The sequence below is a fragment of the uncultured Roseibium sp. genome (assembly GCF_947496995.1).
Classification (GTDB): domain Bacteria; phylum Pseudomonadota; class Alphaproteobacteria; order Rhizobiales; family Stappiaceae; genus Roseibium.
On record NZ_CANMFD010000001.1, the window covers coordinates 1,536,898 to 1,559,898 of the forward strand.

Genomic DNA, 23,001 nt, shown 5'->3' on the forward strand with positions numbered 1-23,001 from the left:
TTCCGGTAAGCTCCGTCTGTTCCTCAGGCGCTGGCCGATCTGCGCGTGGACGTCTGATCGGCGACGAGGGACAGCAACTGGTTGGTGACCGCTTTCGTTCCCATGTCTCCGCCAAATTCCATCGGCCGCAGGAGGTTTGCCGCAAAACCTTTCTCCACGGCGCCGTTGACGAGATCCGCCGCATCGGCAAGCCCCGGCCGGTCGAATTTTTCAGCCAGATAGTCCAGCATCAGCGCACCGCTGAGGATCGCCGCCAGCGGATTGGCCTTGTCCTGGCCCATGATGTCGGGTGCGCTGCCATGGGCGGGCTGAAAGAGGCCGGTCGTGTCGCCGATCTCCGCACAGGCCGCCATGCCCATACCGCCGACGAGCCCGCCCGCCAGATCGGAAAGGATGTCGCCGAACATGTTTTCCGTCACAAGGACATCGAAATCCCAGGGTTTGCGTACCAGATCGAGCGCTTGCGCATCGACGTAATTATAGCCGACCGGAACATCCGGATAGGTCTGCTTCACTTCGTCGAATATCTTTCGGAAGAAGGCCATCGAGTTGAAGACATTGGCCTTGTCGACACAGGTCAGGGTGCCGGATTTCCCTCGTTCCCGGCGCTTGCGCGCAAGGTTGAAAGCAAAGTTGTGCAGCTTGGTCGTTGTCTTGCGGGTGATCCGCAGGACATCCTGCACCTCGTCGTCCGTGACAACCAGGCTGCGGTCATGGACGGCGGCTGAATAGAACAGGCCTTCGGTCGATTCCCTCAGAATGATCAGGTCGATGCCCGCCGCCCTTGGGTCGGCAAGTTTTTGTGGCGCGTTCGGGTAGGCCTTGACCGGACGCACGCCTGCATAAAGCCCGAAGCGGTCGCGCAGGCGCAGATGCGGTGAGATCTCCGTGCCGTTCTGGTGCCGGATCGACGGCAGTCCGATGGCGCCGAGAAAGATCGCATCGGCGGCTTCCGCCCGCTCTTCCCCGTCCGGCTCGATATCCAAACCGGTTTCCTTGAAGTATCCTGCACCCGCATGGATCGCGTCGTAAACGGGCAGGGGTTCACCGGCGCTCTGAAGAGCTGCCTCGACGACGGCGATAGTTGCCTCCGCCACATCGACGCCGATGCCGTCGCCTTTGATCAGGGCAATTTTCATGAGTGCCATTCCTTAAGTCCATTCAACGTCAAAATATTCAAGGATCGCGTCAACTGATGCCGGTTGAGGCAAGAGGCGGCGGTGATGCCGAATTTCATGTGCCGGGCTCCTTCAGGGGGCCGCGGTCGAGGCGAATGATGTGGTCTGCTCCCTCTGCCGGGAAAAACCTGCGCACAAGCGGGTCATGGCCCGGAATGACAAGCTTGTCGGAACTTGCCAGCCTGCGGATCGTGCTGAAGCCCTCCAGCATCTCCTGAAGATCGACGACAATCGGAAAAGGCTTGGCTTCCAGGAAGTTCTCGTAATAGTGCGCAGCATCGGAGGCCAGGCACATCCAGCCCGCATCCGTGAGAACACGCACCGCCTGAAGGCCTCTGCTGTGGCCGCCGATGCAATGCACCGTCACGCCTTCGCGGACTTCGCCTTCGCCCTCGTGAAAGACCAGCTTGCCGGAATAAAGCCGCTGCACCGCCTCGCAGACATGATCCGCCGTAAACGGCGCCTGTAGGGTGCCGTGGCACATGCAGGGGCCGGTGGCATAGGCCATTTCGGCGGCCTGCAGATGGATGGTCGCATTGGGGAAGTGCCTGAGCCCGCCCGCGTGGTCGTAATGCAGGTGGGTGACGATGACGGTCGAGACATCTTCGGGCGCGATTCCCAGCGGCGCCAGCGCTTCGGCCGGTTCCATCCGCACGGGCCGGCCGCGCCGGTCGCCTTCTTCCCGGTCGTAGCCTGTGTCGACCATCAGGATTTCGTCGTCCCGGCGCAGCACCCAGATGAAATAGTTCATCTCGTGCGGCTGGTCGTGATTGTCGTCGAACAGAAAACTGTCCTTGCGCGTCCGGGCGTTCCTGTCGGCGTATTTGACCGCGAAGACTTCCCAGGGCGTCATGAAGCCACCTGTGCGTAGGTGCGCAGGGTCTTGCCTGCGATCATGGGGCCGCCGGTCTTGTCGAATTCCTTGAAATGCGGGGTATCAAGATGGGCCTTGAAGGCGGCCTCATCGTCATAAAGCTCGTAGAGAAAGACCTCGCCGGGTCTTTCCGGATCGGTGCATACGTCGAACCGGCTGCATCCGGGCTCCTGCTTCAGAGATGCCTGTGCGTTGGCAATCATGAGAGGCATGAAGGTCTCGAATTGGCCATCGTGGATCTCGAACACTACGGTGACTGCGAACATTCTTTCCTCTCCCTGGGTGTCTTCCGCGCTTGTCGGCTGCAGGTGACATTGACACTTTGAATTCAATTGCTTGCGAACCTCCGGCCTCTGCCGGCCGGAGGGGCTATGATCTAGCGGAACAGATGCACCATACCCATCGAAACGGCGGGGATGTAAGTCACCGCAAGCAGGGCGACGATGGCGGCGACATAAAGAGGCGCCATCTTGCGCGCGATGGACAGGACGCCGACACCGGAAATCCGCGAGGCGACATAGAGCGTCGCGCCAACCGGCGGCGTGAACAGGCCGACGGCGACATTGCAGGTCATGATCACCCCGAGATGGACCGGGTCGACACCGAAAACCTGGGCCGTCGGCAGGAACAGGGGAGCGGTCAGGAGAATGGCCGGCACCGGGTCGAGAACAAGACCGAGAACCAGAAGCACGATGTTGACCATCAGCAGGAACATCCAGGGACCGGACGAATAGTCCTGGACGAAGCCGACGAGAATTTGCGGCATCTGTTCCAGGGTGATCAGCCAGCCGAGCACGGTCGTCGCACCGATCACCACCATGACAACCGCGCTGGTGATGAAGGAATCGACCAAGAGGCGCGGCAGGTCCCTGAGATGAAAATCCCCATAGATGACGGTCGTGACGAACAGACCGTAGACGACCGCCAGCGCGGCGGATTCCGTCGGGGTGACCCAGCCGGTGAAAATGCCGCCGAGGATCAGGACCGGCATGAAGAGGGCAGGAGCCGTGCCGATAAAGGAGGATGTCAGTTCCTTCATGCTCGTCCTGCGGCCGCCCGGGTCGCATTTGGTAGTCTTGCCGACATAGTAGCAGACCGCCATGAACAAGGCTCCGAAGAGAAGCCCGGGAACCATGCCGCCCAGGAACAGGTCCGCGACGGAGACGTTGCCGACAAACCCGTAGATCAGCATGGGAATGGACGGCGGGATGATGATGCCGATCGTTCCGGCGGCGGCAACAAGCCCGGCGGCGAAGGCCGTATTGTAGCCCTCGCGGGACATGTTCTTGATCATCACCGAGCCGATGGCGGCCGAGTCGGCGATTGCCGATCCGGATATGCCGCCGAAGATCATCGAGGCGCCGACGACGACCATGCCGAGCCCGCCGGCCATGAAACCGAAGGCCGCGCGGGCAAAACCGATGATGCGCAGGCCGACACCGCCGCGGCTCATCATTTCGCCGGCAACGATAAACAGCGGGATCGCCAGGAAGTGGTTGGGTTCGACCCCGCCGATGAAATTCAGATACAGCGCCTGCAGCGGATAGCCGAGATCGAAGACCAGGATCGGCAGAACGGCGGTGATCAGGATCGCCCAGACCAGGGGGACACCGAGAAAGATGGTGGTCAGGAAGACCGCAACAACGAAAAGCAGGATCATGTCAGTGTCTCGCCGCCGTCGGTGTGGATTGCATGCGGAACCACCGGGTTCCTCATGTCGAACACCATGTTGAAGAGATGGAAAATCAGGCTGAGGCCCATGCCGACCGGCATGGAGGCGTACAGGAGACCGACCGGCCAGTAGAGCACCGTCGTCTTCTGCGCCCAGGTATGGGCCGAGATGTTGTAGCCGGTGAAGATCAGGCTGATCAGCAGCACGACGATGATCAGGTCGATTGCGATGGACAGCAAGCGCTGGGCCGTGCGCGGGAAGAGTTTCTCGACAATTTCCGTTACGCGCATGTGTGCGCCGCGCGCCACCGCTCCGGCGCAGCCGATAAAGGTGCTCCACAGCAGCAGGAAGCTGGTGACCTCCAGGGACCAGGCCAGATCGAACCCGGCAAAGCCCCGCAGAGACGCGTTGCAGAAGACCAGGGCGACAATCGAAAAACCACCGAGCACCAGGCAGGTGTCGACCAGGTGACTGAGCCAGCGCAAAGCGGCCGGATAATGATCACGGTAATCCAAGGGACTTCTCATAATTTTGAGGATAGGGCCGGAACCGCAGCAAAAAGTGCCCGGGTTCCGGCCGGATTTAACTCAAGTCACTGATCAGTTCTTGGCCGGCAGCTTTTCGCGGATGGCTGCGGCATCGGCCAGGATCTCGTCGACGGCTTCTGCGCCGTAAACGTCCTTGGCCTTGCCATAGACCGATTGCACCGCATCGCGGAACGGACCGATTTCGGGCACGCTCACCGTCGCGCCGTCTTCCTGCATTTCGGCGAGCTGGCTTTCCACCGAACTCTTGACCAGGTTGCGGCTGAACGCAGCGGATTCGACCGCGGCCTTCATCACGGCTTCCCTGTCTTCATCGGAAAACGACTGCCAGGTTTTCTCGGCCACCGTCAGGGGCAGGGGGCTGTAAACGTGACGCGTCAGGGTGATGTAGGGCGCGACTTCGTAAAACCGCAGCGACTTGATCGTGTCGACCGGGTTTTCCTGGCCGTTCACGATGCCCTGCTGGATGGAAAGATAGACCTCGGTGATCGGCATGACGACGGTCTGAAAGCCGATTGCGTCCATGGACCAGCGGATCATGTCATTCGGGAAAACGCGCATTTTCATGGATTTGGCGTCTTCCGGAGAATTCAGCGGTTCGTTGGTCGTGAAACTGCGGAAACCGGCTTCCCACGTCGACAGGACCCGGAAGCCCTTTTCCGGCAGCTTGGCGAATTCGCCCTGCAGCCAGTCCGAATTGTCATAGAGTTCCCAGCCCTGCTCATAGGTGTCGACCAGGAAGGGCATGGCAGTCAGGTTGAGGCTCGGCAGATGGGTCGCGTAGCTGCCTGTTGCCGATACGGTGAAATCGATGCCGCCGAGCTGCAGCAGTTCGATGGCTTTCGGGTCGTTGGCGATCTGGCCTGACGGGAAGACCTGCACTTCATAGCGCCCGTCCGTATATTCCGCGACCTTTTCCGCAAAAAGTTCAGCTGCGGCCTGGCGCGATCCGCCCGGATTGTCCGTATGGCTGAAACGAAGGGTTTCCACGGCCCATGCGCTGCTCATGCCGGCCACCAGGATGGCGGTGCTCAAGGCCAGGCGGCTCAGGGTTCTCTCGTCTAACATATCAATCTCCTCCCACGGCGGCTTCGGAAAAAAGGCCGTATTGATTTAAACATTGAATTACGTATACGCAAACCAATCCCTTGTCAACGACGGTAATGTCGACTATCAAAAATCCAGCAACGCAATTGCTGTCTCGAACAGGCTGCCCGTACGAGTGGCAGGGGCGTTGGCAGGAGGACTGGGAGGATGAAGTCCATGAACGAAGGCTCGAAAGCCATGCGGGTTGCCTGTCTGGGGGCCGGTTATTTCGCGCAGTTTCATTACGAAGCCTGGCGCCGGGTCACGCGCGCCCATCTCGTTGGTGCCTGTGACAGGGATCAGGAGAAGGCCGAAGCCACCGGCCTGGCAGCTTTCGGCGACCTGGACACCATGCTGGAAACGGCGAAGCCCGACCTGCTGGACATCATCACCCCGCCGCCAACCCATTTTGACGCAATTGAGCGGGCGATTGCCGGGGGCGTGAAGGCCATCATCTGCCAGAAGCCCTTCTGCACCTCACTGGAGGAAGCCACGAAAGCCACGGATCTGGCCGAAGCCTCCGGCGTCACGCTTGTCATCCATGAGAACTTCCGCTTCCAGCCGTGGTACCGCACCATCCGGCAGGCCCTGGAGAGCAACCTGCTTGGCGATCTGCTGCAGCTCACCTTCCGGCTCCGGACCGGGGACGGGCAGGGGCCGCGCGCCTATCTCGACCGCCAGCCCTATTTCCAGGAGATGCCGCGGCTTCTGATCCACGAGACAGGCGTTCACTGGATCGACACCTTCCGCTACCTGCTCGGGGAACCTGAGGCGGTCTATGCGGATCTGCGCAGGCTGAACCCCGTGATCGAGGGAGAGGACGCCGGCTATTTTGTCTTCGACTATGCGGGTGGGGTCCGGGCCCTGTTCGACGGCAACCGTCTGCTGGACCACGCGGCGGAGAACTGCCGCACGACCCTCGGGGAAGCTCTGGTGGAAGGCACGCAGGGAACGATCACGCTTTCAGGCGACGGTTCGGTGCGCCTGCGGGCCTTCGGCGAACAGCAGGAAAAGGTCCTGCTGGCCGCAAGGCAGTGGCAAGGCTTTGGCGGTGACTGTGTCGGGAATCTGATAAACCATGTGATCGACGGCCTTCTGGACGGAAAGCCGTTGGAGAACAAGGCACGCGACTATCTCAAGGTTATCGCGATCGAACAGGCGATTTACGACTCGGATCGGCTGGGACAGAAAATCCGGGAGTTTGACAGTGCTTGAGGCACAGAAACCCAAAACGATCACCACGCAGGCGATGGAGCAGATCCGCCAGTTGATTTTCGACGGCGAGCTGGCCGCGGGGTCCGATCACCTGGAGAGTGAGCTGGCCGACCGGCTCGGCATGTCCCGCACTCCCGTGCGCGAGGCAACGCTCATGCTGGCGCAGCAGGGGCTTCTGGAAGTACGCCCGCGCAAGGGCGTCCGGATCGCGACCCTGTCGCTCAAGGACATGGAAGAGATCTACGCTGTCCTGACCGAACTCGAGAGCCTGGCGGCAGAAGAAGCTGCGAAGGCGGGATATGCCGACAAGGACCTCGGAGCGCTCAAACAGGCGATCGAGGCCATGGAGGAAGCGCTGGTCCGCGAGGACCGGGAAGCCTGGGCGGTCGCCGATAACGCCTTCCACGACGAACTGGTGCGCCTCGGTGGAAACTCGCGCGTCCAGTCGATTGTCTCGATGATGTCCAATCAGGTCCGCCGAGCCCGTGCGATGACGCTCTACATCCGGCCTCTGCCGGTGAAATCCAACGCCGATCACCGGGCGGTTTTCGATGCCATCTGCAAGGGCGACGCGGCGCTGGCCCGCGAAAGCCACAGAAGCCACCGGCAGGACGCACGCGAAGTGCTGATCGAGCTGTTGAAGAAGCACAAGCTCTTCCATCTGTGACCAACTGGGGCGCGGACGTTCAAAAGACCGGTCTGCGCTCCTGGAGCGTCACGGTCATCCGCCCTGCCAGACCTTGATCGCCTCGATCGGGTAGACCAGCATCAGGACGTTCAGCGTGAGATTGTCCCGGATCACCCACAGGGCAATCAGTTCGAAGACAACGCCGGTCAGAACCGTCACCCAGACCGGCAGGCGCCAGGCGAAGAAGAAGCCGGCAAGCATCCACAGGATGTCGAAAACCGAGTTCAGAACGCTGTCGCCGGTATAGCCGACCGCAATCGTCGCCTCCCGGTAGCGGTCGATGATCCACGGGCTGTTTTCGAAGAGCTCCCAGACGGCTTCTATGAAGATCGCGCCAAGAGCCCGTTCGCACACGCTGCTGCGCCGGAACAGCAGCCACAGGAACCAATAGAACAGAAACCCGTGGATGATGTGCGAGAACGTGTACCAGTCGGCAATGTGCTGGGACGAGCCGGCAAGATCGTCGGCCGGTGTCCAGAACAGCACATAGCCGCAGTCGCAGATCGGGATCCGCCCCATCGCCAGCAGAATGGCGGCGGTTGCGGCGATCATCACGAGGCCGATGATCAGGCATTTACGGTGGCTCAAGGTGGACTCCTTGCTGCGGAAAGGGGCACCGGCGATTCTATGCTGGAAATTTCGCCTGATTCTCTCTATGACCTTGCGCCAACGATACATCAATCCGTCCGGCCATGAAGATTGAAGGTGCGCCCCGGTTCCAACCGTCGCGTTTGCGCAGCTCTTCAGGATCAGCGGACCAGGAGACCTTCATGACGAGCCTCAACGGCGCGGCGCCCTATCAAGCCCGGCGCACCTTCGCGATCATTTCCCACCCGGACGCCGGCAAGACCACGCTGACGGAAAAGCTGCTGCTGTCGGGCGGCGCGATCCGGGCCGCCGGTCAGGTGCGTGCCCGCGGGGAACGTCGCCGCGCCCGCTCCGACTGGATGAAGATCGAGCAGGAACGCGGCATCTCCGTGTCCTCCTCCGTCATGACCTTCGAGCGCCGCGGCATCATCTACAATCTGCTCGACACGCCGGGCCACGAGGACTTTTCCGAGGACACCTATCGCACCCTGACCGCCGTCGATGCCGCTGTCATGGTGATCGACGCCGCCAAGGGTATCGAGACCCAGACCCGCAAGCTGTTCGAGGTCTGCCGCCTGCGCGACATCCCGATCATCACCTTCGTCAACAAGATCGACCGCGAAGGCCGCCATGCCCTGGAAATCCTCGACGAGGTGCAGGAAGCGCTGGCGCTGGACGTCAGCCCGCAGACCTGGCCGGTCGGCATGGGCTCCGACTTCTTCGGCGTCTACGACTGGCAGAAGAAGAAATTCCACACCTCCGCCGGCGAGCGGGGAGGGGCCTACACCCAGACAAAGGACGTTTCGGGCCTGGACGACGAGATCCTGACCGGCACGGTCTTCGACCGGGTTCTGAACGAACTTGAGGAAAACGTTGAACTCGGTGCGGAAGGTTATGCCGAATTCGACCGGGAAAGCTTCCTGGAAGGCCACCTGACGCCGGTCTTCTTCGGCTCGGCGCTGCGCGACTACGGTATCGAGGAACTGCTCGATTTCATCGCCGAATTCGCACCGCCGCCGCATTCCCAGCCGGCCACCGGCGGCCGCACGATCATGCCGGGCGAGGACAAGGTCACCGGCTTTGTCTTCAAGGTCCAGGCCAACATGGACCCGAAACACCGCGACCGGATTGCCTTCCTGCGCCTGTGCTCGGGCACCTTCAAGCGGGGCATGAAGCTGAAACACGTGCGCGCCGGCAAACAGATCGCGGTCACCGCGCCGATATTCTTCTTTGCCGAGGAGCGCGAGATCGCCGACCTTGCCTATCCGGGCGATGTCATCGGCGTGCCCAACCACGGCCAGCTTCGTGTCGGCGACACGCTGACGGAGGGCGAGAATATCCACGTCACCGGCCTGCCGGCCTTCGCGCCGGAAATCCTGCGCCGGGTACGTCTTGCAGACACCATGCGCGTTAAACAGATGCGTCAGGGCCTGCAGGACCTGGCCGAGGAAGGCCTCGTGCAGATCTTCAAGCCGGATCTGGGGTCGAACTGGATCGTCGGCGTCGTCGGCGCGCTGCAGCTCGATGTGGTGGTCGACCGGCTGAACGCCGAATACGGCACCGAGATCGGCTTTGAAACCGTGCCCTATACCACCGCACGCTGGATCGAGACCGACAACCAGACCCTTCAGAAAATGATTGAAGGCCACCGCATGTCGATCGCCAACGACCGCGACGACAAACCGGTGTTCCTGTTCAAGAACGCCTGGGAAATCGGCCATATCACCGAGAAATTCCCGGACGTGAAATTCCGCGAGACGCGCGAGATCGTCTACGAGGCTTAACCGCCGCAAAACGGAACGATCGCAGCGGGGAAGCCCTCCCCGGGGCCGTGCCATTGATAGCATGGCGGAGCGTTCTGCCCCCATCACCCGGACACCTGGATAAAGCGCTATTTCGACAAAATTCGAAATAGCGCTTGACAGAAACGTCCGGATGACCAAATTTATTTCCATGAATATAGAAATAGTATCCCGGCAACTTGAAGCCTTAGGCAATCGGACGAGACTGCAGATCTACCGCACTCTGGTCAGGGCCGGACGTGGCGGAATGACTGTCGGAAGTCTTCAGGAGCGCATGGAAATCGCCGGATCAACCTTGTCGCATCATCTCAAGCGGTTGATCGACACAGGGCTGGTGCGGCAGGAGCGGTCCGGGACAAGCCTGATCTGTCACGCGGAGTATCCGGCCATGTCGGCGCTGATCGGCTTTCTTTCGGACGAATGCTGCGCGGATGAAGGTGGATGCGGCCCATCCACCCATGAGGATCTTTCGACACCACCGGGCCGCTGCTGACTTTTTTGTCTTTTATTTCCATTATTCCGGAAATACAGAAGGAGAGTGAAATGACTCAGGGGAAATCACTTCCTGTTGCCGTGATCGGCGCAGGTCCTGTCGGCCTTGCTGCAGCTGCACGGCTTGTCGAACGGGGCATGACCCCAATGGTATTCGAGCTTGGCGCGATTGCCGGCGCATCGGTTTCCAGATGGTCCCACGTTCGCGTGTTTTCTCCCTGGCGCTACAACATCGATGCATCGGCACGCGCCTTGCTGGAAAGCAGCGGTTGGCAGGCCCCGGACGCCGACCACCTGCCGACCGGAGGCGAACTGATCCGGGACTATCTGGCTCCGCTGGCAGCCCACCCCGGCATCGCGCGGCATGTGAATCTGAGGGCGGAAGTTGTTTCGGTCAGCAGGAAGGATCGGTCGAAACTTGCTTCCGAAGGGAGGGGGGAAAGTCCCTTTGTTGTTGTCTGGCGTGACCGGAACGGCAGCCGCCACCGGGAGCTGGTGAGTGCCGTCATCGACGCATCCGGCACCTGGATAAAGCCGAACCCGATAGGTGTGGACGGTCTTGCCGTCGAGGGTGAGCCGGAAAACATCTGCAACATCGCCTATGGCATTCCCGATGTTAAGGGAGAGGTGCGGCAGCGTTACGAGGGCAGGCACACGCTCGTGGTCGGAGCGGGACACTCGGCTATCAATGCGGTGCTCGATCTGGTCGACCTACAGGAAGAAGCCCCGCAGACGCGGGTAACCTGGGCAACCCGGGCAGGCGGCATTTCCAGACTGCTCGGAGGCGGGCTGAACGATGAGTTGCCGGGCCGAGGCAGGCTGGGTTTGCGCGCTGTCGAAGCCATACGCGCGGGGCGCGTGGATCTGAAATCTCCCTTTTCGATCCGGCGTATCCGCAATTTGGAAGAGACGATGTTCGTGGATGCGCTTCACGGGGAGCAAACGGTCGAAATCGGGGTGGACAGAATAATCGTTGCGACCGGGTTCCGTCCGGATCTATCTATCTTGAGTGAATTGCGCCTGTCCCTTGATCCTGCGGTGGAGGCAACGCCTGCGCTGGCGCCGTTGATCGATCCGAACCTGCATTCATGCGGAACCGTGCGTCCGCATGGCGTCACCGAACTCACGCATCCGGAGAAGGATTTTTATATTGTGGGATCCAAAAGCTACGGGCGGGCCCCGACCTTCCTCATGACAACCGGATACGAGCAGGTGCGCTCGGTTGTTGCCGAACTCGCCGGTGATCATCTTGCGGCTCGTGAAGTTCATCTCGAGTTGCCGGAAACCGGTGTCTGCAAGAGCGATCCGGTGGACAGCAGCGGCAGTTGCTGCGGGGGTGGTGCTGAAACCGAACCAGCCGGGGAAACCGGTTGTTGTGGCGGAGCGCCGCTGAAAAATGACGATGCCTGTTGCCTGAAGGACGAACAGGCGAAGGCCGAGGGGCAAGCCGGATGCGGCTGTGGCACGGCCGATCAGCTCGCAGAGCCCGTTCCGGCATGATCGGGAACGAGCGGGCGCGCACGATTTCCGTACTCGGTATTGTCGAGATCTTTGCCTGGGGCAGCTCGTTCTACCTGCTGGCTGTTCTCGCCGCCCCGATGGCCCGGGACACCGGCTGGAGCTCCGCGGCGATCACGGGAGGGATTTCGCTCGGCCTGCTCGTTTCCGGGATGTTCGCAAGGAAAGTGGGCCGTCTGATTCAGGCAGAAGGGGGACGGCGGGTCATGGCCGCGGGCATGCTCTTGCTTGCTTGCGGGCTTGCCTTGCTGGGCTTTGCCACGAACTTGCCGACCTACTTCGCGGCCTGGTGCCTTATCGGCTTGGGCATGTCGGCGGGCCTGTATGACGCGGCTTTTTCCACCCTTGGTCGCCTCTACCGGCGCGACGCCCGGTCGGCAATCACGGTCCTGACACTCTGGGGCGGGTTCGCCAGCACCGTTTGCTGGCCAATCTCGGCCTTTCTGGTCGAAAGCTACGGCTGGAGGGCTACCTGCTTGGTCTATGCGCTCGTTCACCTGTTGATCACGGCGCCCATGTGCTGGTTTGCAGTGCCGGACAAGCAAGACGATCCTGTAAGGGACCTCCCCTCCGAACCGGGTGCCGGCAACGTCGGCAACACATTCCGGTTGCGGTTCTGGTGTATTGCGGCCGCCGGGACGGTGCTTGCCATGGTTGCCTCGATCTGGTCCGTCCATCTCATCACGATCTTGACCGCACAAGGGTATGCACTTGCTGTCGCTGTCGGCTTGGGAACCCTGATCGGCCCGGCGCAAGTCGGCGCACGTGTTCTGGAGATGCTCGGCAGAGAACGGCACCATCCGGTCTGGACGATGATCGCTGCCACCGCGTTCGTTTTCTTCGGTTTTGCCGGCCTGCTGATGGGCATTCCCGCAGCGGTGGCTCTTCTGGCCTATGGCGCAGGCAACGGGCTCTGGTCGATCGCACGCGGAGCGCTACCGCTCGTCGCCTTCGGGGCGGAGGATTACCCGCGCATGATGGGACGTCTGGCGATGCCGATGCTGATAGCGGCCGCCGTAGCACCTCTGATCGGATCCGTTCTCATCGATCGGTTCGGGACACAGGGCACTCTGCTCGCACTGACGTTTGCTTCAATCGTTCCCTGCCTCGCAGCAGCCATTCTCTGGCTGGATTTTACCAAAAGCCGCCAACGAATGTCTTTCGAATGAGAAGGGCGTGTTCGATTTCTGAAGGTCAGCCCCTGCCCGTCAGGAGGGCGGCGCTGACAAGCCTGCGCCGGGCACGTGAACCCGGCCGACAGCCCTTCCAATCGAAAGAGATTCGAGAGCTGTCGGTCGGTTGATTTCAGCGTGCCGGATCACCCTGCGTTCAGCCGCAAGCGGACAGGCAGCGCGTCCGGCGGTTTTGACCGCTCAGGATGCCCGCGCGGCGGGCAGTTCGATGTCGATCCCCAGCGTGGTGACATCGCCCGTCCGGTCCATTTCGAGCCGCACAGAATCCGGGTCGATGTCGACGCGCTTGGCGACCACGGCGAGGATGTCTTCCCTCAGGCTTGAAATCAGCAACGCGTCGGAACCGTCATCCGCCCGTTCGTGAGCCAAGAGGATCTGCAGACGGTTTTTGGCAACCGAAGCGCTCTCATCCCTTTTGCCGAAGAAGCTCAGGATATTCATGCGGCCCTCCCTTTGAAGAATTTGCCGAGCAGGCTCTTCTTCTCTTCGGGAATGGTCACCGGAATATTCTCGCCCAGAAGCCGACGGGTCGCCTCCGTATAGGCCTTCGCGGCCGGGGAGTTTTCGTCCGACACGGTAACCGGCACACCGACGTTCGAAGCTTTCAGAACGTCCTTGCTTTCCGGAACGACCCCGATCAGCGGTACGGAGAGAATATCCACGACATCGTCGGTCGCCAGCATGTCGCCGGCCTTCGCGCGCTCGACGTCGTAACGGGTGATAAGCAGATGCTTGGGCATGCGTTCGCCGCTTTCGGCAAGCTTTGTCTTGGCGTCCAGCAGGCCGATGATCCGGTCGCAGTCACGCACCGAAGAAACTTCCGGGTTGGAGACGATGATCGCCTCGTCGGCGTATCGCATGGCAAGCGTCGCACCGCGCTCGATGCCGGCAGGGCTGTCACAGATCACCCAGTCGAAATACATGCGCAACTCGTTGATGACGCTGGCGACGCCTTCTTCGGTCAGGGCATCCTTGTCGCGGGTCTGCGAGGCAGGCAGCAAAAACAGATTGTCGAGCTTCTTGTCGCGCACCAGAGCCTGTTTGATGGAGGCTTCACCGCGCACCACATTGACCAGGTCGAACACGACCCGTCGCTCGGCGCCCATGATCAAGTCGAGATTGCGCAGACCGACGTCGAAATCGACCGCGCAGACCTGATAGCCTTCCTTGGCAAGCGCCGAGGCAATGGCGGCGGTGGAGGTGGTTTTGCCCACGCCTCCCTTGCCTGACGTGACCACGACGACTGTGGCGTTGCTCATGTGTCTGTCCTGTTTTTGTTGTCGCCGCCGGCCCCTTCCGGAAAACCGGCGCGGTGTTAAGTCAGTTCTTCGAAGACCAGCGTTTCGTTTTCGAACCGGATTTGCGCCGGCGCGTTGCGAAGCGTTCCGTCAAAATCGTCAGCGACCTTGTAAAGGCCGTTTATGGAGACAAGTTCCGCATCCAGCTTCGAGCAGAAGATGCGGGCGCTGTCCTTGCCCGAAACCCCGGCAAGCGCCCGACCGCGCAAGGCGCCGTAAACGTGGATCGAACCTCCGGCGATGATCTCCGCGCCGGAACTTACGGAGCCGATCACCGTCACGTCGCCATCTGGATGCAGAATGCTCTGTCCCGAACGGACCGGTTCGGTGATGACGATGGACGACCCGTCCGCGAGACCTGTCGGTCCGGAGAGCGTGTCGCTGTCCGTTTCGCCACCGTCGCCTTTGGACTTGCCGTTTGTTTTTGGAGCTTCGGAGCCGGGTTTTTCCGGTTTTCCGTCACCCTTGGCAGATGTCTTACCCCCCGAAACGGTTTCCGATGTGCCGTTGCTCTTTTTGTCCGCTTCGCCCGAAGGGTCGGGGACGTCCACATCCGAAGCCAGGCGGCCGCCGGAAAAGCTCGGCGGCATGCCGGGTTTCAGCCGGGTTCCGGCAACCCCGTCGATGCCCATCACCCGGACGGATCTTTCCGTCAGGCCCGCGAGCAGCTCTTCAAGTTCATCGATCGGGATCTTGCTGCCGCGCACATCCAGAATGATGGGCCGGTCGATGAAAAACCCGGGCGAGCGCGCAATTATGCGATCGATCTCCTTGAACCAGTCCGGAAAGGGCGGTTCAGGTGTCAGAACGATTGCGATGAAGGATTTTCCCTTGAACTTCATTCAGAGGTCCGGCGGCACGCGAAAAGTCAGGTTGATTTGCTCCCGTAAACGTATCATTAACCGAACCGGACAATCGGGCCGGCATCCGTTTTCCACCGATATCGATTTTATTCAGGTATTTCATGTGATTGGTGGAACCAACAGCTCCCTTCAGACATTGACCGAACAGGTCCTTGGCAGAAATGCCGGGACGATGCGCGAGAATCGCGGGTTCCGGCCACGCACCGCTCGTTTGCCGGTGCAGGAGTTAACTTAATTCTTGTAAAGGGCTGGAAATTTGCCATATTGCAGTGCAATATAGTTTTTTGAATGTCGGTGACGCATAGGCGTCTGGGAAAATTAATGAGCAATTTCAGCGATATGATGAGCTATATTGGCCTCAGTTCCGAAGAGGCTGCAGCGGCGTTGAATGTATCGGAAGATGATATTGTTCGCTGGTGCAATACGAGTGAAGCGCCGCCGCTGCATATCTGGCAGGGGCTGGTGAAAATGCTCGACGAAATCCGTTTTTCCGCCGAAGAAGCTGCGAAATCCGCCGATCTGGATCACCTCGACGCGTCCGATCTCAATCGGGTCATATTGATGGTTCCCGGGCAGGCGGCATCCGAGTTCGCAGGCCCCAAGCGCGCCGCGACCGCCTTGGCCGTTGCGGCCCTGGCTCGCGTCTTCGTCTAAACGACAGTCCAAGCATTCCGGTCAGCTTGAAGAAATTTCGCAGCCGATACCCAGATGCCCTCCAAGGGCTTCAGCGGTAACCGGCTTCGGGAGTTTGGCGAACCGGTCGCGATAAGCATATGCAACCGGATCCTTGTCCGGCAGGTGCCCGGAAACAGCCACGACCCTGCAGCCCTGGCGCGTTTCTAGCGCCTCCTGCACGAGCGACCAGCCGGAATGTCCGTCGTCGAGTTGCAGATCTGTTATGACGGCCGAAAGCGGCATGTCGGACCGGACCTGAACCATTGCATCGTTGAACGAATGCGCGGTGACCACCGAATAGCCGAAACCTTCCATGAGCCTGGTGATTGCCCCGGCCGACGTCACGTCGTCATCGACAACAAGCACCTGCTCCTTAAGGGAAGGGCGGGGGCGTTCTTCGCAAGGGGCGGTCTGCTCCGGAAACAGCAGGGTGACGCAGGTTCCCTGTCCGGGGGTGGAGTCGATCCTGATCGAGCCGCCGGACTGATGCACGAACCCATGCACCATGGACAAACCAAGACCCGTCCCTTCGCCATCGGAGCGGGCGGTGAAAAACGGTTCGGCGGCCTGCCGGAGGGTGTCCATGTCCATCCCGCAGCCGTCGTCCCTGACGGAAAGCGCAATCCTCCCGTCCGCCTGTCTGGCGACGCCGATCTCGATCTCGCCGCGAACCTTGATCGCCTGGCCTGCATTGACGCAAAGGTTCAGGATGGCGCTTTCCAGCTGTCCCGGGTCGATGCGGGCAAACATCGGCCCGTCATCGCATGCGATGGACAGCGCAACCGTTTCCGGCAGCGCCATGGACAGAAGATCCTCCATTCCTTCGGCGATGGCGGCGATATCGGTCTGTTGCGGCTCCAGATGCTGCTTGCGGGCGAAGGCCAGCAGGCGTTCGATCAGCGACACGCCGAGTTCGACCGCATCGTTGATGCGGGCGCGCAGGACCGACGCTTTTGGCGACAACTCGCCTTCCAGCATGTGCAGATTGCCGGAAATGGTGGACAGGATGTTGCCGAAGTCATGCGCCACTTCGCCGGTAACCTTGCCCAGGCTTTCCACGCGCCGGATTTCCTCAAGGCGTTCATCGATGCGCTTGCGTTCGGTGGTCTCCGAAAACAGCCACACGGAACCGCCGTCGGGCAGCGGAGACTGGCGGACTTCCAGAACGTGCCCGGAGGCATCGGCATATTCGCCGAAGCCTGCGCGGTCGTTCTCGTTCGCGCGCCGCTGGAAGGCGGATTTCCCGATCAGCTCATGCAGCGTGAGGCGGCCGTCCTCGCGGGCCGGCTCCAGCCTCAGAAGTTCGCGTACCCGGCTGTTCTCCGCCAGGATCTGCCCCGTGGGTGACAACACGGCGACACCGTCGCTGATGTTCTGAAACACCGTGATGAAAAGCTCGTTGCGCTGCCAGACCTCCCTGGTCTTGCGTTCCAGGCGCAGGGCGTTGGAGCGGAACTTTCGGAACGCTTCGGACAATTGCCCGATTTCGTCCGAAGAACTGCTTTTCTTCGGAAGCCGCGCCTTCAGGTCGCCGGCGGCCAGACGCCGCATGACATCGGTGATCCGGTGAAGATTTGCGGTCACATATCGTGAAACGAACAGGGCCGAGACCGCGGCGACGATCATGCTGATCGCGGTGAGCACCACGATCACGGCCTTGGCGAAGGTGATGCTCGTGGTTGTCCGCTCACGCGATGCCTGCAGTCTCACCTTGGCGTCCGTGACCTTCTGCAGCGCATAGGCGTTCACCTGGGCGACTTCCGTACGGATGCGGAAAAGCGCGTTTTCCGCATCCAGCTTCGCCGCAAGTTCGGAGTAGCGGAGCGAAAAGAGGTCGCCCCTGCTGCGCACGGCATCCTCGACCTCCGCCAGCGCCGTGTTCACATAACGGGGCGGATCGGCGTCGATTTCCTGGCGGAGGCGGCGATAGTTGCTCTGGTGTTCGCCGACCTTGATCAGCTCGCGGCTGCGCAGGGCGCCGATGGCGGCCATGACGAGCTGTTGCAGCGATGACCAGGCCTGACGCTCCTGCGGCGATGCCGCAGAGGCCTGTGCAAGAGTACGGAAGCGCCTTTGCAGGCGTTCGAGATCCTGATCGATCAGCGCAAGGGTTGCCGCGTATTTCACCTGCGGGGCCATGGCCCGGACGAGATCGTCTATGGCGGCACGGATCCGGGCGAGCGGCATGGCCACTTCAGGATCGCCGCCGCCCAGCTCCTGTATGTGTTCCAGTGTCTGAAGGATTTCCTCGGCCTCGCTTTCCAGCTGGAAACTCGGGCTCAAGGTCATCAGAAAGGGAGCGGAGGTCGCCAGCTCGGACGCATTGCCGGAAAGTTCAAGCGCATCGGACACCTCGATCAGCGTCTGGTCATGAAACGTCGCCAGCCGGTCCTCCGCACTGTTCAGGGTCATCAGGGCAATTGTCCCGATCACCATGATGACAACCAGCAGGAGGCCGATTGCCGAAAGCAGCAGCAGCCGGATACTCGGCTGCCTGATGCGGGCCGCCTTCATGATCCCTCGGCCTGGAGCACGAAGATGTAGCCTTGCCCTCTGCGGGTCTGCAGATGGACGGGTTTGGAAGGCACGTTCTCTATCTTGCGGCGCAGCCGCAGGATCAGCACGTCGATGGTCCGGTCCACATAGCGCTGCATGTCGCTGCCGATCTCCTGCATCAACTCGATGCGGGGGATGATGCGCTCGGGGTTTTTGACGAAATACTCAAGCAGCACGTATTCCGCATTGGTGAGCGGGATCTCGTCGCCGTTGCGGTCAAGAAGTTCCCGGCGTTTGAGGTTGACCCGCTTGTCGCCGAAGGCGATCTCCTGATCCTTGCCGGCTTTGGGGCTTGAGGACAGCCCGTGCCCGTAGCGGCGAAGAACCGCCCGGATACGCGCCACAAGTTCGCGCGGGTTGAACGGTTTCATCAGATAGTCGTCGGCGCCCGTTTCCAGCCCGATGATCTGGTCGATCTCATCGCCGACACCCGTCAGCATAACGATGGGCAGTTCGTGAAATTCGCGGATGTGGATTGCCAGCGACAGACCGGATTCGCCCTTCAGGCGCAGGTCGATCAGCGCAAGGTCGAAATTTTCCGGATTGCCGAAGGCCTTGAACCCGGCGCTGTCGGAAAACGCGACCGGTGCAAAGCCGCTGGTCTCCATCAATGCGGAAAGGGTCTCACGCACATCTGCATCGTCGTCGACGATGGCGATTACCGGTCGTGTCGCGCTTGCATCCATAGCATTGCTCTTCTGCAATTCCCTGAGGTCGTCAGCGCGTCTGATCGGGCGAATAGCCCGTTGCACACGCGTTATTCTCGCGGAATTCTGCCATTCTCATGCCGTTTCATAGTCATTTCTGTGTCCGAGACCTAGCATGAAGATCGGAAGGCGGAGGAGGGAATTTCGTTACATTTGTTTCAGTAGCCAACCCGGCGCTGTAACACTGTTAACAAAAAAGGCCGGATGCCTGTGGTCTGTTAACATATCTCCTCTCGCTTTCCTCCGTTTCCTGTCGCTAGCCTGAAGGCGATCTTTCAAGGTGCCTTGCAGCCTCTGCCGGGCAGGATCGATCCATAATGGGAGGAAAATATGAGAAATTTGTTGGCCCGGCTCGGATCCGTGGCTTTCGTGGCCGGTTTTGCCCTGACGGCGGCACATGCCGCCGATTGCGCCAATCAGGGTGCACTCGACAGCATCTATTGCGATGCAAACGGAGACCTCGTTGCCGATGCACCGACGGATCCGGCCAAACTGAGCAATCCCGACACACTGGTCTTCGCCTATACGCCCGTTGAAGACCCCGCGGTCTATGCGGACATCTGGGCGCCCTTCATCGAGCATCTGGAAAATGTCACCGGCAAGGATGTCCAGTTCTTCGCCGTGCAGTCGAACTCCGCCGAAGTTGAAGCCATGCGGTCCGGCCGTCTGCACATCGCCGGCTTCTCCACGGGGCCGACCCCTTTCGCGGTGAACCTCGCCGGAGCCGTGCCGTTCGCGATCATGGGCGGGGATGACGGCCAGTTCGGTTACCGCCTGCAGGTCTTCACCCAGGCCGACTCGGACATCAAGACACCTGCCGATATGGCCGGTAAGCGCATTGCCCATACGTCGCCGACGTCCAATTCCGGCAACCAGGCACCCCGCGCCCTGTTCCCCGCGCTCGGCGTCGTGCCGGACGAAGACTACGAAGTCATCTATTCCGGCTCGCACGACCAGTCGATGCTTGGAGTCGTTGCCGGTGACTACGATGCCGCTCCCGTGGCTTCCGAAGTCGTGGAACGCATGGCCGACCGCGGCCTCTACGATCCTGCGGACGTCCGTCTTATCTGGGAAAGCGATCCGTTCCCGACCACGTCGTTCAACTACGCCCACGATCTTGATCCGGCACTGGTTGAAAAGGTCAAGGAAGCTTTCTTCAGCTTCGACTTCAAGGGCAACAAGCTCGGCGAGGAGTTTGAGGGTGTGAGCAAGTTCATCCCCATCACCTACAAGGATCAGTGGGCCGTCATCCGGCAGATCCAGGCCAGCAACGGTGTCGAATACACCCCTCAGGGCCTTGCCAAATAAGGTCTCCTGCCTTCACGGCCCGCTGTCTTCCGGACAGCGGGCCGCTTCATCTGGGGAAAGACATGCTTAAAATCAAAAGCCTTGTAAAACGATACGGGGCAGGGGATCCGGTGCTCAAGGATCTCAACCTCGAGATCGAGGGCGACCAGGTCGTTTCGGTCATCGGTTCTTCCGGTGCGGGCAAGAGTACGCTGTTGCGCTGTATCAACCGTCTGGTCGAACCCACCTCGGGAACAATCACGCTGAACGGGACCGATTTCACCGCCCTCGGCAGACGCGACCTTCGCATCGCCAGACGCCGGGTCGGGATGGTTTTCCAGAGTTTCAATCTGATCGACCGTCTCACGGTCATGGAAAACGTGCAGAGCGGCCGGCTCGGTTACATTTCGACCTGGGCAGCCCTGACCCGCCGCTATCCGAAAGAGGATATCCGGCGTGCGTTTGAACTGATGGAACGCGTCGGCATCGCTCATTATGCAGACAAGCGCGCCGACGAACTGTCCGGCGGCGAACGCCAGCGTGTCGGCGTCATCCGGGCGCTGATGCAGCAGCCGGAAATCCTGCTGGCCGACGAACCGACGGCATCGCTCGATCCCAAGACGTCCGAGCAGATCATGATGCTGCTGCGCGATCTGGCGAGCGAACTGAAGCTGCCGGTCATCATCAACATTCACAACGTGCACGAAGCCAAGGAATTCAGCGACCGGATCGTCGGCATGCGCTACGGACGCATCATTTTCGACGACCTGCCCAAGGCGCTGACCGACGAGGCCATGCACGAAATCTATGCGGGCATCCCGCATGCGGACCGGCAGGTCGAAGGCGAAGCGGCATGACGGCGGTCAGGGATCATTGGCGCAAGCAGCCCTTTATCGCCAGTCCGCTGTTGCGCTACGGCCTTTACGCGGCAGTGATCGTTTATATCGGTGTGACGGTGGCAACGCTGCCAATCGACTGGGCGCGCGTGTCGCAGGGGCTGGAACGCGCGGGCCGCATATTCGGCGGTGCGTTTCCGCCAAGTTTCCAGCGCAGCGGACTGCTCATCGACGGCTTTCTCGAGAGCCTCAAGATCGCGCTTCTGGCAACCGTGGGCGGGGTTTTCCTGTCGATCCCCATTGCCTTCATGGCCGCCAGGAACATAGCACCTCTGCCAGTCTACTATCTTGGCCGGGGCATCATCATCGTTGCGCGCAGCTTTCATCCGGTGATTGTCGCCATCGTCTTCGTGAAGGCTGTCGGCTTCGGTCCCTTCGCCGGTGTTCTGACCCTCGTGGTCTATTCCATCGGTTTCGTGGCGAAGCTTCTGGCCGAACGGATCGAGGAGATCGATCCCGGTCCCGTGGAGGCTATGAAGTCGGCGGGTGCGCCCTTCCTTTCCGTCCTGATCTATGCCGTCTTTCCGCAGATCATGCAGCGTCAGATCGGCTTGAGCATCTATCAGCTCGACAGCAATCTCAGGGCATCAGCGGTTGTCGGCATCGTGGGCGCCGGTGGCATTGGCGCCACACTGGCCAACGCCTTCGGCCGCTACGACTACGATTTCGCCCTCGCCATTACGATGGTCATCGTCGGGGTCATCCTGATTTCCGAAGCCATCAGCGGCGCAATCAGGAAGCGGATAGCGTAATGGAACAGCTAAGTTTGCACGAGTGGTCGCGCTACACGCCGCGACAGCGGTTTCAGCGCTACGCATGTTTTGCCCTGGCGACGCTGGTCGTCGCCTGGGCGCTGGGCAGCGTCAACATTGTCTGGGCCTGGGTGTGGGACGCACCGAACCAGATGGGCGATCTTTTCAGCCGCATGGTGCCACCCGATCCGGCCAATCTGGACCAGATCCTCAGCGCCTTGCTGGACACAGTCAACCTTGCGACGATTGCGACGGCGCTTGCGGTGGTGCTGTCACTGCCGGTCGCCTATATCGCCGCCCAGAACACCACGCCGAATGCGGTCACCTTGTGGATCGGCCGGTTCATCCTGGTTTCCTCCCGCTCGGTCAACACGATCATCTGGGCTCTGCTTTTCGTGGCGATTTTCGGTCCCGGCATCGTCGCGGGCATTGTCGCCATCATGTTCCGGTCGATCGGTTTTCTCGGCAAGCTGCTGGGCGAAGCCATCGAGGAAATCGATCCCCGGCCGGTCGAAGCCCTGCAGGCCTGCGGCGCGTCCCATTTCAAGGTCGTGCTCTATGCCATCGTGCCCCAGGTAATGCCGACCTTCTTTGCCGTCAGCATCCTGCGCTGGGATATCAACCTGCGTGAATCGACGGTTCTCGGACTTGTCGGCGCCGGTGGCATCGGTGTCATCCTGCAAGGCGCCATCGACACGTTCAACTGGCAGGAAGTGTCCACGGTGCTTATCGCCATCATCGTCCTGGTGGTTACCGGCGAGGTCGTCGCCTCGTATTTGCGGCGCAGGATACTGTAGGCGCCGGAGGCGTGAAATCTCCAGACCGGATCGGTTCAAGGCTTTCCGGTCGCAGGACCTGATCAGACGGATTGCGCGGCAGCGGGGGAGGTAATCTTCCCCGCTGTTTGTTTTTTCAAAAAAAAGGCGCGCATTCGCACACAGAAAAACGCCCGGAAACAGACCCGGCTTTCTTGAAGTTTTTTCCTTTTCAGCGATGATCTTGAGAATCGGCGGTGCGATCCGTTGATCTTGCACGAAGCGATGGGCTGCCTGTTCTTGCCGTCCTGCGCCCCGGCCAGACGTTCAGGATCCGCGCCCGGTCCGCTCTAAACCCGAG

Annotated in this window: 23 protein-coding genes; 11 read left to right on the forward strand and 12 right to left on the reverse strand. The window is 60.8% G+C overall.

What is annotated here, in order from left to right; all coding sequences use genetic code 11:
- Positions 1 to 23: 23 nt before the first annotated feature.
- The 6 genes from Q1B40_RS06855 to Q1B40_RS06880 form a co-directional block, all read right to left on the reverse strand.
- The gene (locus Q1B40_RS06855) at positions 24 to 1,139 is read right to left on the reverse strand and encodes an isocitrate/isopropylmalate family dehydrogenase (RefSeq protein ID WP_299812570.1); all 1,116 of its coding nucleotides are present in this window, start codon (positions 1,137 to 1,139) and stop codon (positions 24 to 26) included.
- Positions 1,140 to 1,233: 94 nt separating this feature from the next.
- The gene (locus Q1B40_RS06860; protein ID WP_299811744.1) at positions 1,234 to 2,031 is read right to left on the reverse strand and encodes an N-acyl homoserine lactonase family protein; all 798 of its coding nucleotides are present in this window, start codon (positions 2,029 to 2,031) and stop codon (positions 1,234 to 1,236) included.
- Positions 2,028 to 2,318, reverse strand: coding sequence for a putative quinol monooxygenase (locus tag Q1B40_RS06865; protein WP_299811746.1), 291 nt, complete (start codon positions 2,316 to 2,318; stop codon positions 2,028 to 2,030). Before Q1B40_RS06865 ends, Q1B40_RS06860 begins: the two co-directional genes overlap by 4 nt.
- Positions 2,319 to 2,428: 110 nt before the next feature.
- Positions 2,429 to 3,712, reverse strand: coding sequence for a TRAP transporter large permease (locus Q1B40_RS06870; RefSeq protein ID WP_299811748.1), 1,284 nt, complete (start codon positions 3,710 to 3,712; stop codon positions 2,429 to 2,431).
- Entirely contained in the window at positions 3,709 to 4,239 is a 531-nt protein-coding gene (locus tag Q1B40_RS06875) for a TRAP transporter small permease (RefSeq protein WP_299811751.1), read from the reverse strand. Before Q1B40_RS06875 ends, Q1B40_RS06870 begins: the two co-directional genes overlap by 4 nt.
- An 84-nt stretch (positions 4,240 to 4,323) precedes the next feature.
- Positions 4,324 to 5,337, reverse strand: a complete 1,014-nt coding sequence (locus tag Q1B40_RS06880) for a TRAP transporter substrate-binding protein (RefSeq protein ID WP_299811753.1) — start codon at positions 5,335 to 5,337, stop codon at positions 4,324 to 4,326.
- Between the two features lie 186 nt (positions 5,338 to 5,523).
- Between Q1B40_RS06880 and Q1B40_RS06885 the strand changes: the two genes are divergently transcribed.
- Both Q1B40_RS06885 and Q1B40_RS06890 read left to right on the forward strand, forming a co-directional pair.
- Positions 5,524 to 6,570 carry a Gfo/Idh/MocA family oxidoreductase gene (locus tag Q1B40_RS06885; RefSeq protein WP_299811755.1) on the forward strand — a complete coding sequence of 349 codons (1,047 nt, stop codon included), beginning with the start codon at positions 5,524 to 5,526 and terminating at the stop codon, positions 6,568 to 6,570.
- On the forward strand, positions 6,563 to 7,237 hold the full coding sequence (locus Q1B40_RS06890; protein ID WP_299811757.1) for a GntR family transcriptional regulator: 675 nt from the start codon (positions 6,563 to 6,565) through the stop codon (positions 7,235 to 7,237). The genes Q1B40_RS06885 and Q1B40_RS06890 overlap by 8 nt, the downstream gene beginning before the upstream one ends.
- Positions 7,238 to 7,291: 54 nt before the next feature.
- Here Q1B40_RS06890 and Q1B40_RS06895 read toward each other — a convergent pair whose 3' ends face one another.
- Entirely contained in the window at positions 7,292 to 7,828 is a 537-nt protein-coding gene (locus tag Q1B40_RS06895) for a DUF2585 domain-containing protein (protein WP_299812571.1), read from the reverse strand.
- Positions 7,829 to 8,028: 200 nt separating this feature from the next.
- Between Q1B40_RS06895 and Q1B40_RS06900 the strand changes: the two genes are divergently transcribed.
- The 4 genes from Q1B40_RS06900 to Q1B40_RS06915 all read left to right on the forward strand — a co-directional run bounded on the left by Q1B40_RS06900 (position 8,029) and on the right by Q1B40_RS06915 (position 12,827).
- Positions 8,029 to 9,630 carry a peptide chain release factor 3 gene (locus Q1B40_RS06900; protein ID WP_299811759.1) on the forward strand — a complete coding sequence of 534 codons (1,602 nt, stop codon included), beginning with the start codon at positions 8,029 to 8,031 and terminating at the stop codon, positions 9,628 to 9,630.
- Positions 9,631 to 9,799: 169 nt separating this feature from the next.
- Entirely contained in the window at positions 9,800 to 10,141 is a 342-nt protein-coding gene (locus Q1B40_RS06905) for a helix-turn-helix transcriptional regulator (RefSeq protein WP_299812572.1), read from the forward strand.
- A gap of 50 nt (positions 10,142 to 10,191) precedes the next feature.
- Entirely contained in the window at positions 10,192 to 11,640 is a 1,449-nt protein-coding gene (locus tag Q1B40_RS06910) for an FAD-dependent oxidoreductase (protein ID WP_299811761.1), read from the forward strand.
- Positions 11,637 to 12,827, forward strand: coding sequence for an MFS transporter (locus tag Q1B40_RS06915; RefSeq protein ID WP_299811763.1), 1,191 nt, complete (start codon positions 11,637 to 11,639; stop codon positions 12,825 to 12,827). The genes Q1B40_RS06910 and Q1B40_RS06915 overlap by 4 nt, the downstream gene beginning before the upstream one ends.
- Before the next feature lie 204 nt (positions 12,828 to 13,031).
- Here the strand turns inward: Q1B40_RS06915 and minE are convergent, their stop codons facing one another.
- The 3 genes from minE to minC are packed head-to-tail and all read right to left on the reverse strand — an operon-like array spanning position 13,032 to position 14,991.
- Entirely contained in the window at positions 13,032 to 13,292 is a 261-nt protein-coding gene (gene minE, locus Q1B40_RS06920; protein WP_068413226.1) for a cell division topological specificity factor MinE, read from the reverse strand.
- A complete protein-coding gene (gene minD, locus Q1B40_RS06925) occupies positions 13,289 to 14,110 on the reverse strand; it encodes a septum site-determining protein MinD (RefSeq protein ID WP_299811768.1) in 822 nt (273 codons plus the stop codon). The genes minE and minD overlap by 4 nt, the downstream gene beginning before the upstream one ends.
- 56 nt (positions 14,111 to 14,166) lie before the next feature.
- A complete protein-coding gene (minC, locus tag Q1B40_RS06930; RefSeq protein WP_299811770.1) occupies positions 14,167 to 14,991 on the reverse strand; it encodes a septum site-determining protein MinC in 825 nt (274 codons plus the stop codon).
- Positions 14,992 to 15,300: 309 nt separating this feature from the next.
- On the opposite strand from minC, the gene Q1B40_RS06935 reads away from it, so the two are divergent.
- Positions 15,301 to 15,666, forward strand: coding sequence for a hypothetical protein (locus tag Q1B40_RS06935; protein ID WP_299811772.1), 366 nt, complete (start codon positions 15,301 to 15,303; stop codon positions 15,664 to 15,666).
- A gap of 21 nt (positions 15,667 to 15,687) precedes the next feature.
- Here the strand turns inward: Q1B40_RS06935 and Q1B40_RS06940 are convergent, their stop codons facing one another.
- Positions 15,688 to 18,201: an ATP-binding protein gene (locus Q1B40_RS06940; RefSeq protein ID WP_299811774.1), complete on the reverse strand. Its 2,514-nt coding sequence runs from the start codon at positions 18,199 to 18,201 to the stop codon at positions 15,688 to 15,690.
- Complete coding sequence (locus Q1B40_RS06945; protein WP_299811776.1) at positions 18,198 to 18,929, reverse strand: response regulator; 732 nt, start codon at positions 18,927 to 18,929, stop codon at positions 18,198 to 18,200. The genes Q1B40_RS06940 and Q1B40_RS06945 overlap by 4 nt, the downstream gene beginning before the upstream one ends.
- A gap of 351 nt (positions 18,930 to 19,280) precedes the next feature.
- On the opposite strand from Q1B40_RS06945, the gene phnD reads away from it, so the two are divergent.
- The 4 genes from phnD to phnE (Q1B40_RS06965) all read left to right on the forward strand — a co-directional run bounded on the left by phnD (position 19,281) and on the right by phnE (Q1B40_RS06965) (position 22,682).
- A complete protein-coding gene (phnD, locus tag Q1B40_RS06950) occupies positions 19,281 to 20,258 on the forward strand; it encodes a phosphate/phosphite/phosphonate ABC transporter substrate-binding protein (RefSeq protein WP_299811778.1) in 978 nt (325 codons plus the stop codon).
- Between the two features lie 62 nt (positions 20,259 to 20,320).
- A complete protein-coding gene (gene phnC / locus Q1B40_RS06955; RefSeq protein ID WP_299811779.1) occupies positions 20,321 to 21,094 on the forward strand; it encodes a phosphonate ABC transporter ATP-binding protein in 774 nt (257 codons plus the stop codon).
- A complete protein-coding gene (gene phnE / locus Q1B40_RS06960) occupies positions 21,091 to 21,885 on the forward strand; it encodes a phosphonate ABC transporter, permease protein PhnE (protein WP_299811781.1) in 795 nt (264 codons plus the stop codon). Before phnC ends, phnE (Q1B40_RS06960) begins: the two co-directional genes overlap by 4 nt.
- Positions 21,885 to 22,682 (forward strand): phosphonate ABC transporter, permease protein PhnE, encoded by a 798-nt coding sequence (gene phnE, locus Q1B40_RS06965; RefSeq protein ID WP_299811783.1) that lies wholly within the window; start codon positions 21,885 to 21,887, stop codon positions 22,680 to 22,682. Before phnE (Q1B40_RS06960) ends, phnE (Q1B40_RS06965) begins: the two co-directional genes overlap by 1 nt.
- Positions 22,683 to 23,001: the final 319 nt, after the last annotated feature.

Bases quoted from the DNA above. Each gene is read 5' to 3' on its own strand.
- Q1B40_RS06870 (WP_299811748.1), bottom strand. From the start codon at position 3,712: ATGATCCTGCTTTTCGTTGTTGCGGTCTTCCTGACCACCATCTTTCTC.
- Q1B40_RS06905 (WP_299812572.1), top strand. From the start codon at position 9,800: ATGAATATAGAAATAGTATCCCGGCAACTTGAAGCCTTAGGCAATCGG.
- Q1B40_RS06900 (WP_299811759.1), top strand. From the start codon at position 8,029: ATGACGAGCCTCAACGGCGCGGCGCCCTATCAAGCCCGGCGCACCTTC.
- phnE (WP_299811783.1), top strand. From the start codon at position 21,885: ATGGAACAGCTAAGTTTGCACGAGTGGTCGCGCTACACGCCGCGACAG.
- Q1B40_RS06945 (WP_299811776.1), bottom strand. From the start codon at position 18,929: ATGGATGCAAGCGCGACACGACCGGTAATCGCCATCGTCGACGACGAT.
- Q1B40_RS06855 (WP_299812570.1), bottom strand. From the start codon at position 1,139: ATGAAAATTGCCCTGATCAAAGGCGACGGCATCGGCGTCGATGTGGCG.
- minC (WP_299811770.1), bottom strand. From the start codon at position 14,991: ATGAAGTTCAAGGGAAAATCCTTCATCGCAATCGTTCTGACACCTGAA.
- Q1B40_RS06910 (WP_299811761.1), top strand. From the start codon at position 10,192: ATGACTCAGGGGAAATCACTTCCTGTTGCCGTGATCGGCGCAGGTCCT.
- Q1B40_RS06915 (WP_299811763.1), top strand. From the start codon at position 11,637: ATGATCGGGAACGAGCGGGCGCGCACGATTTCCGTACTCGGTATTGTC.
- minD (WP_299811768.1), bottom strand. From the start codon at position 14,110: ATGAGCAACGCCACAGTCGTCGTGGTCACGTCAGGCAAGGGAGGCGTG.
- phnD (WP_299811778.1), top strand. From the start codon at position 19,281: ATGAGAAATTTGTTGGCCCGGCTCGGATCCGTGGCTTTCGTGGCCGGT.
- Q1B40_RS06940 (WP_299811774.1), bottom strand. From the start codon at position 18,201: ATGAAGGCGGCCCGCATCAGGCAGCCGAGTATCCGGCTGCTGCTGCTT.
- minE (WP_068413226.1), bottom strand. From the start codon at position 13,292: ATGAATATCCTGAGCTTCTTCGGCAAAAGGGATGAGAGCGCTTCGGTT.
- Q1B40_RS06860 (WP_299811744.1), bottom strand. From the start codon at position 2,031: ATGACGCCCTGGGAAGTCTTCGCGGTCAAATACGCCGACAGGAACGCC.
- phnE (WP_299811781.1), top strand. From the start codon at position 21,091: ATGACGGCGGTCAGGGATCATTGGCGCAAGCAGCCCTTTATCGCCAGT.
- Q1B40_RS06885 (WP_299811755.1), top strand. From the start codon at position 5,524: ATGAAGTCCATGAACGAAGGCTCGAAAGCCATGCGGGTTGCCTGTCTG.
- phnC (WP_299811779.1), top strand. From the start codon at position 20,321: ATGCTTAAAATCAAAAGCCTTGTAAAACGATACGGGGCAGGGGATCCG.
- Q1B40_RS06935 (WP_299811772.1), top strand. From the start codon at position 15,301: ATGTCGGTGACGCATAGGCGTCTGGGAAAATTAATGAGCAATTTCAGC.
- Q1B40_RS06865 (WP_299811746.1), bottom strand. From the start codon at position 2,318: ATGTTCGCAGTCACCGTAGTGTTCGAGATCCACGATGGCCAATTCGAG.
- Q1B40_RS06880 (WP_299811753.1), bottom strand. From the start codon at position 5,337: ATGTTAGACGAGAGAACCCTGAGCCGCCTGGCCTTGAGCACCGCCATC.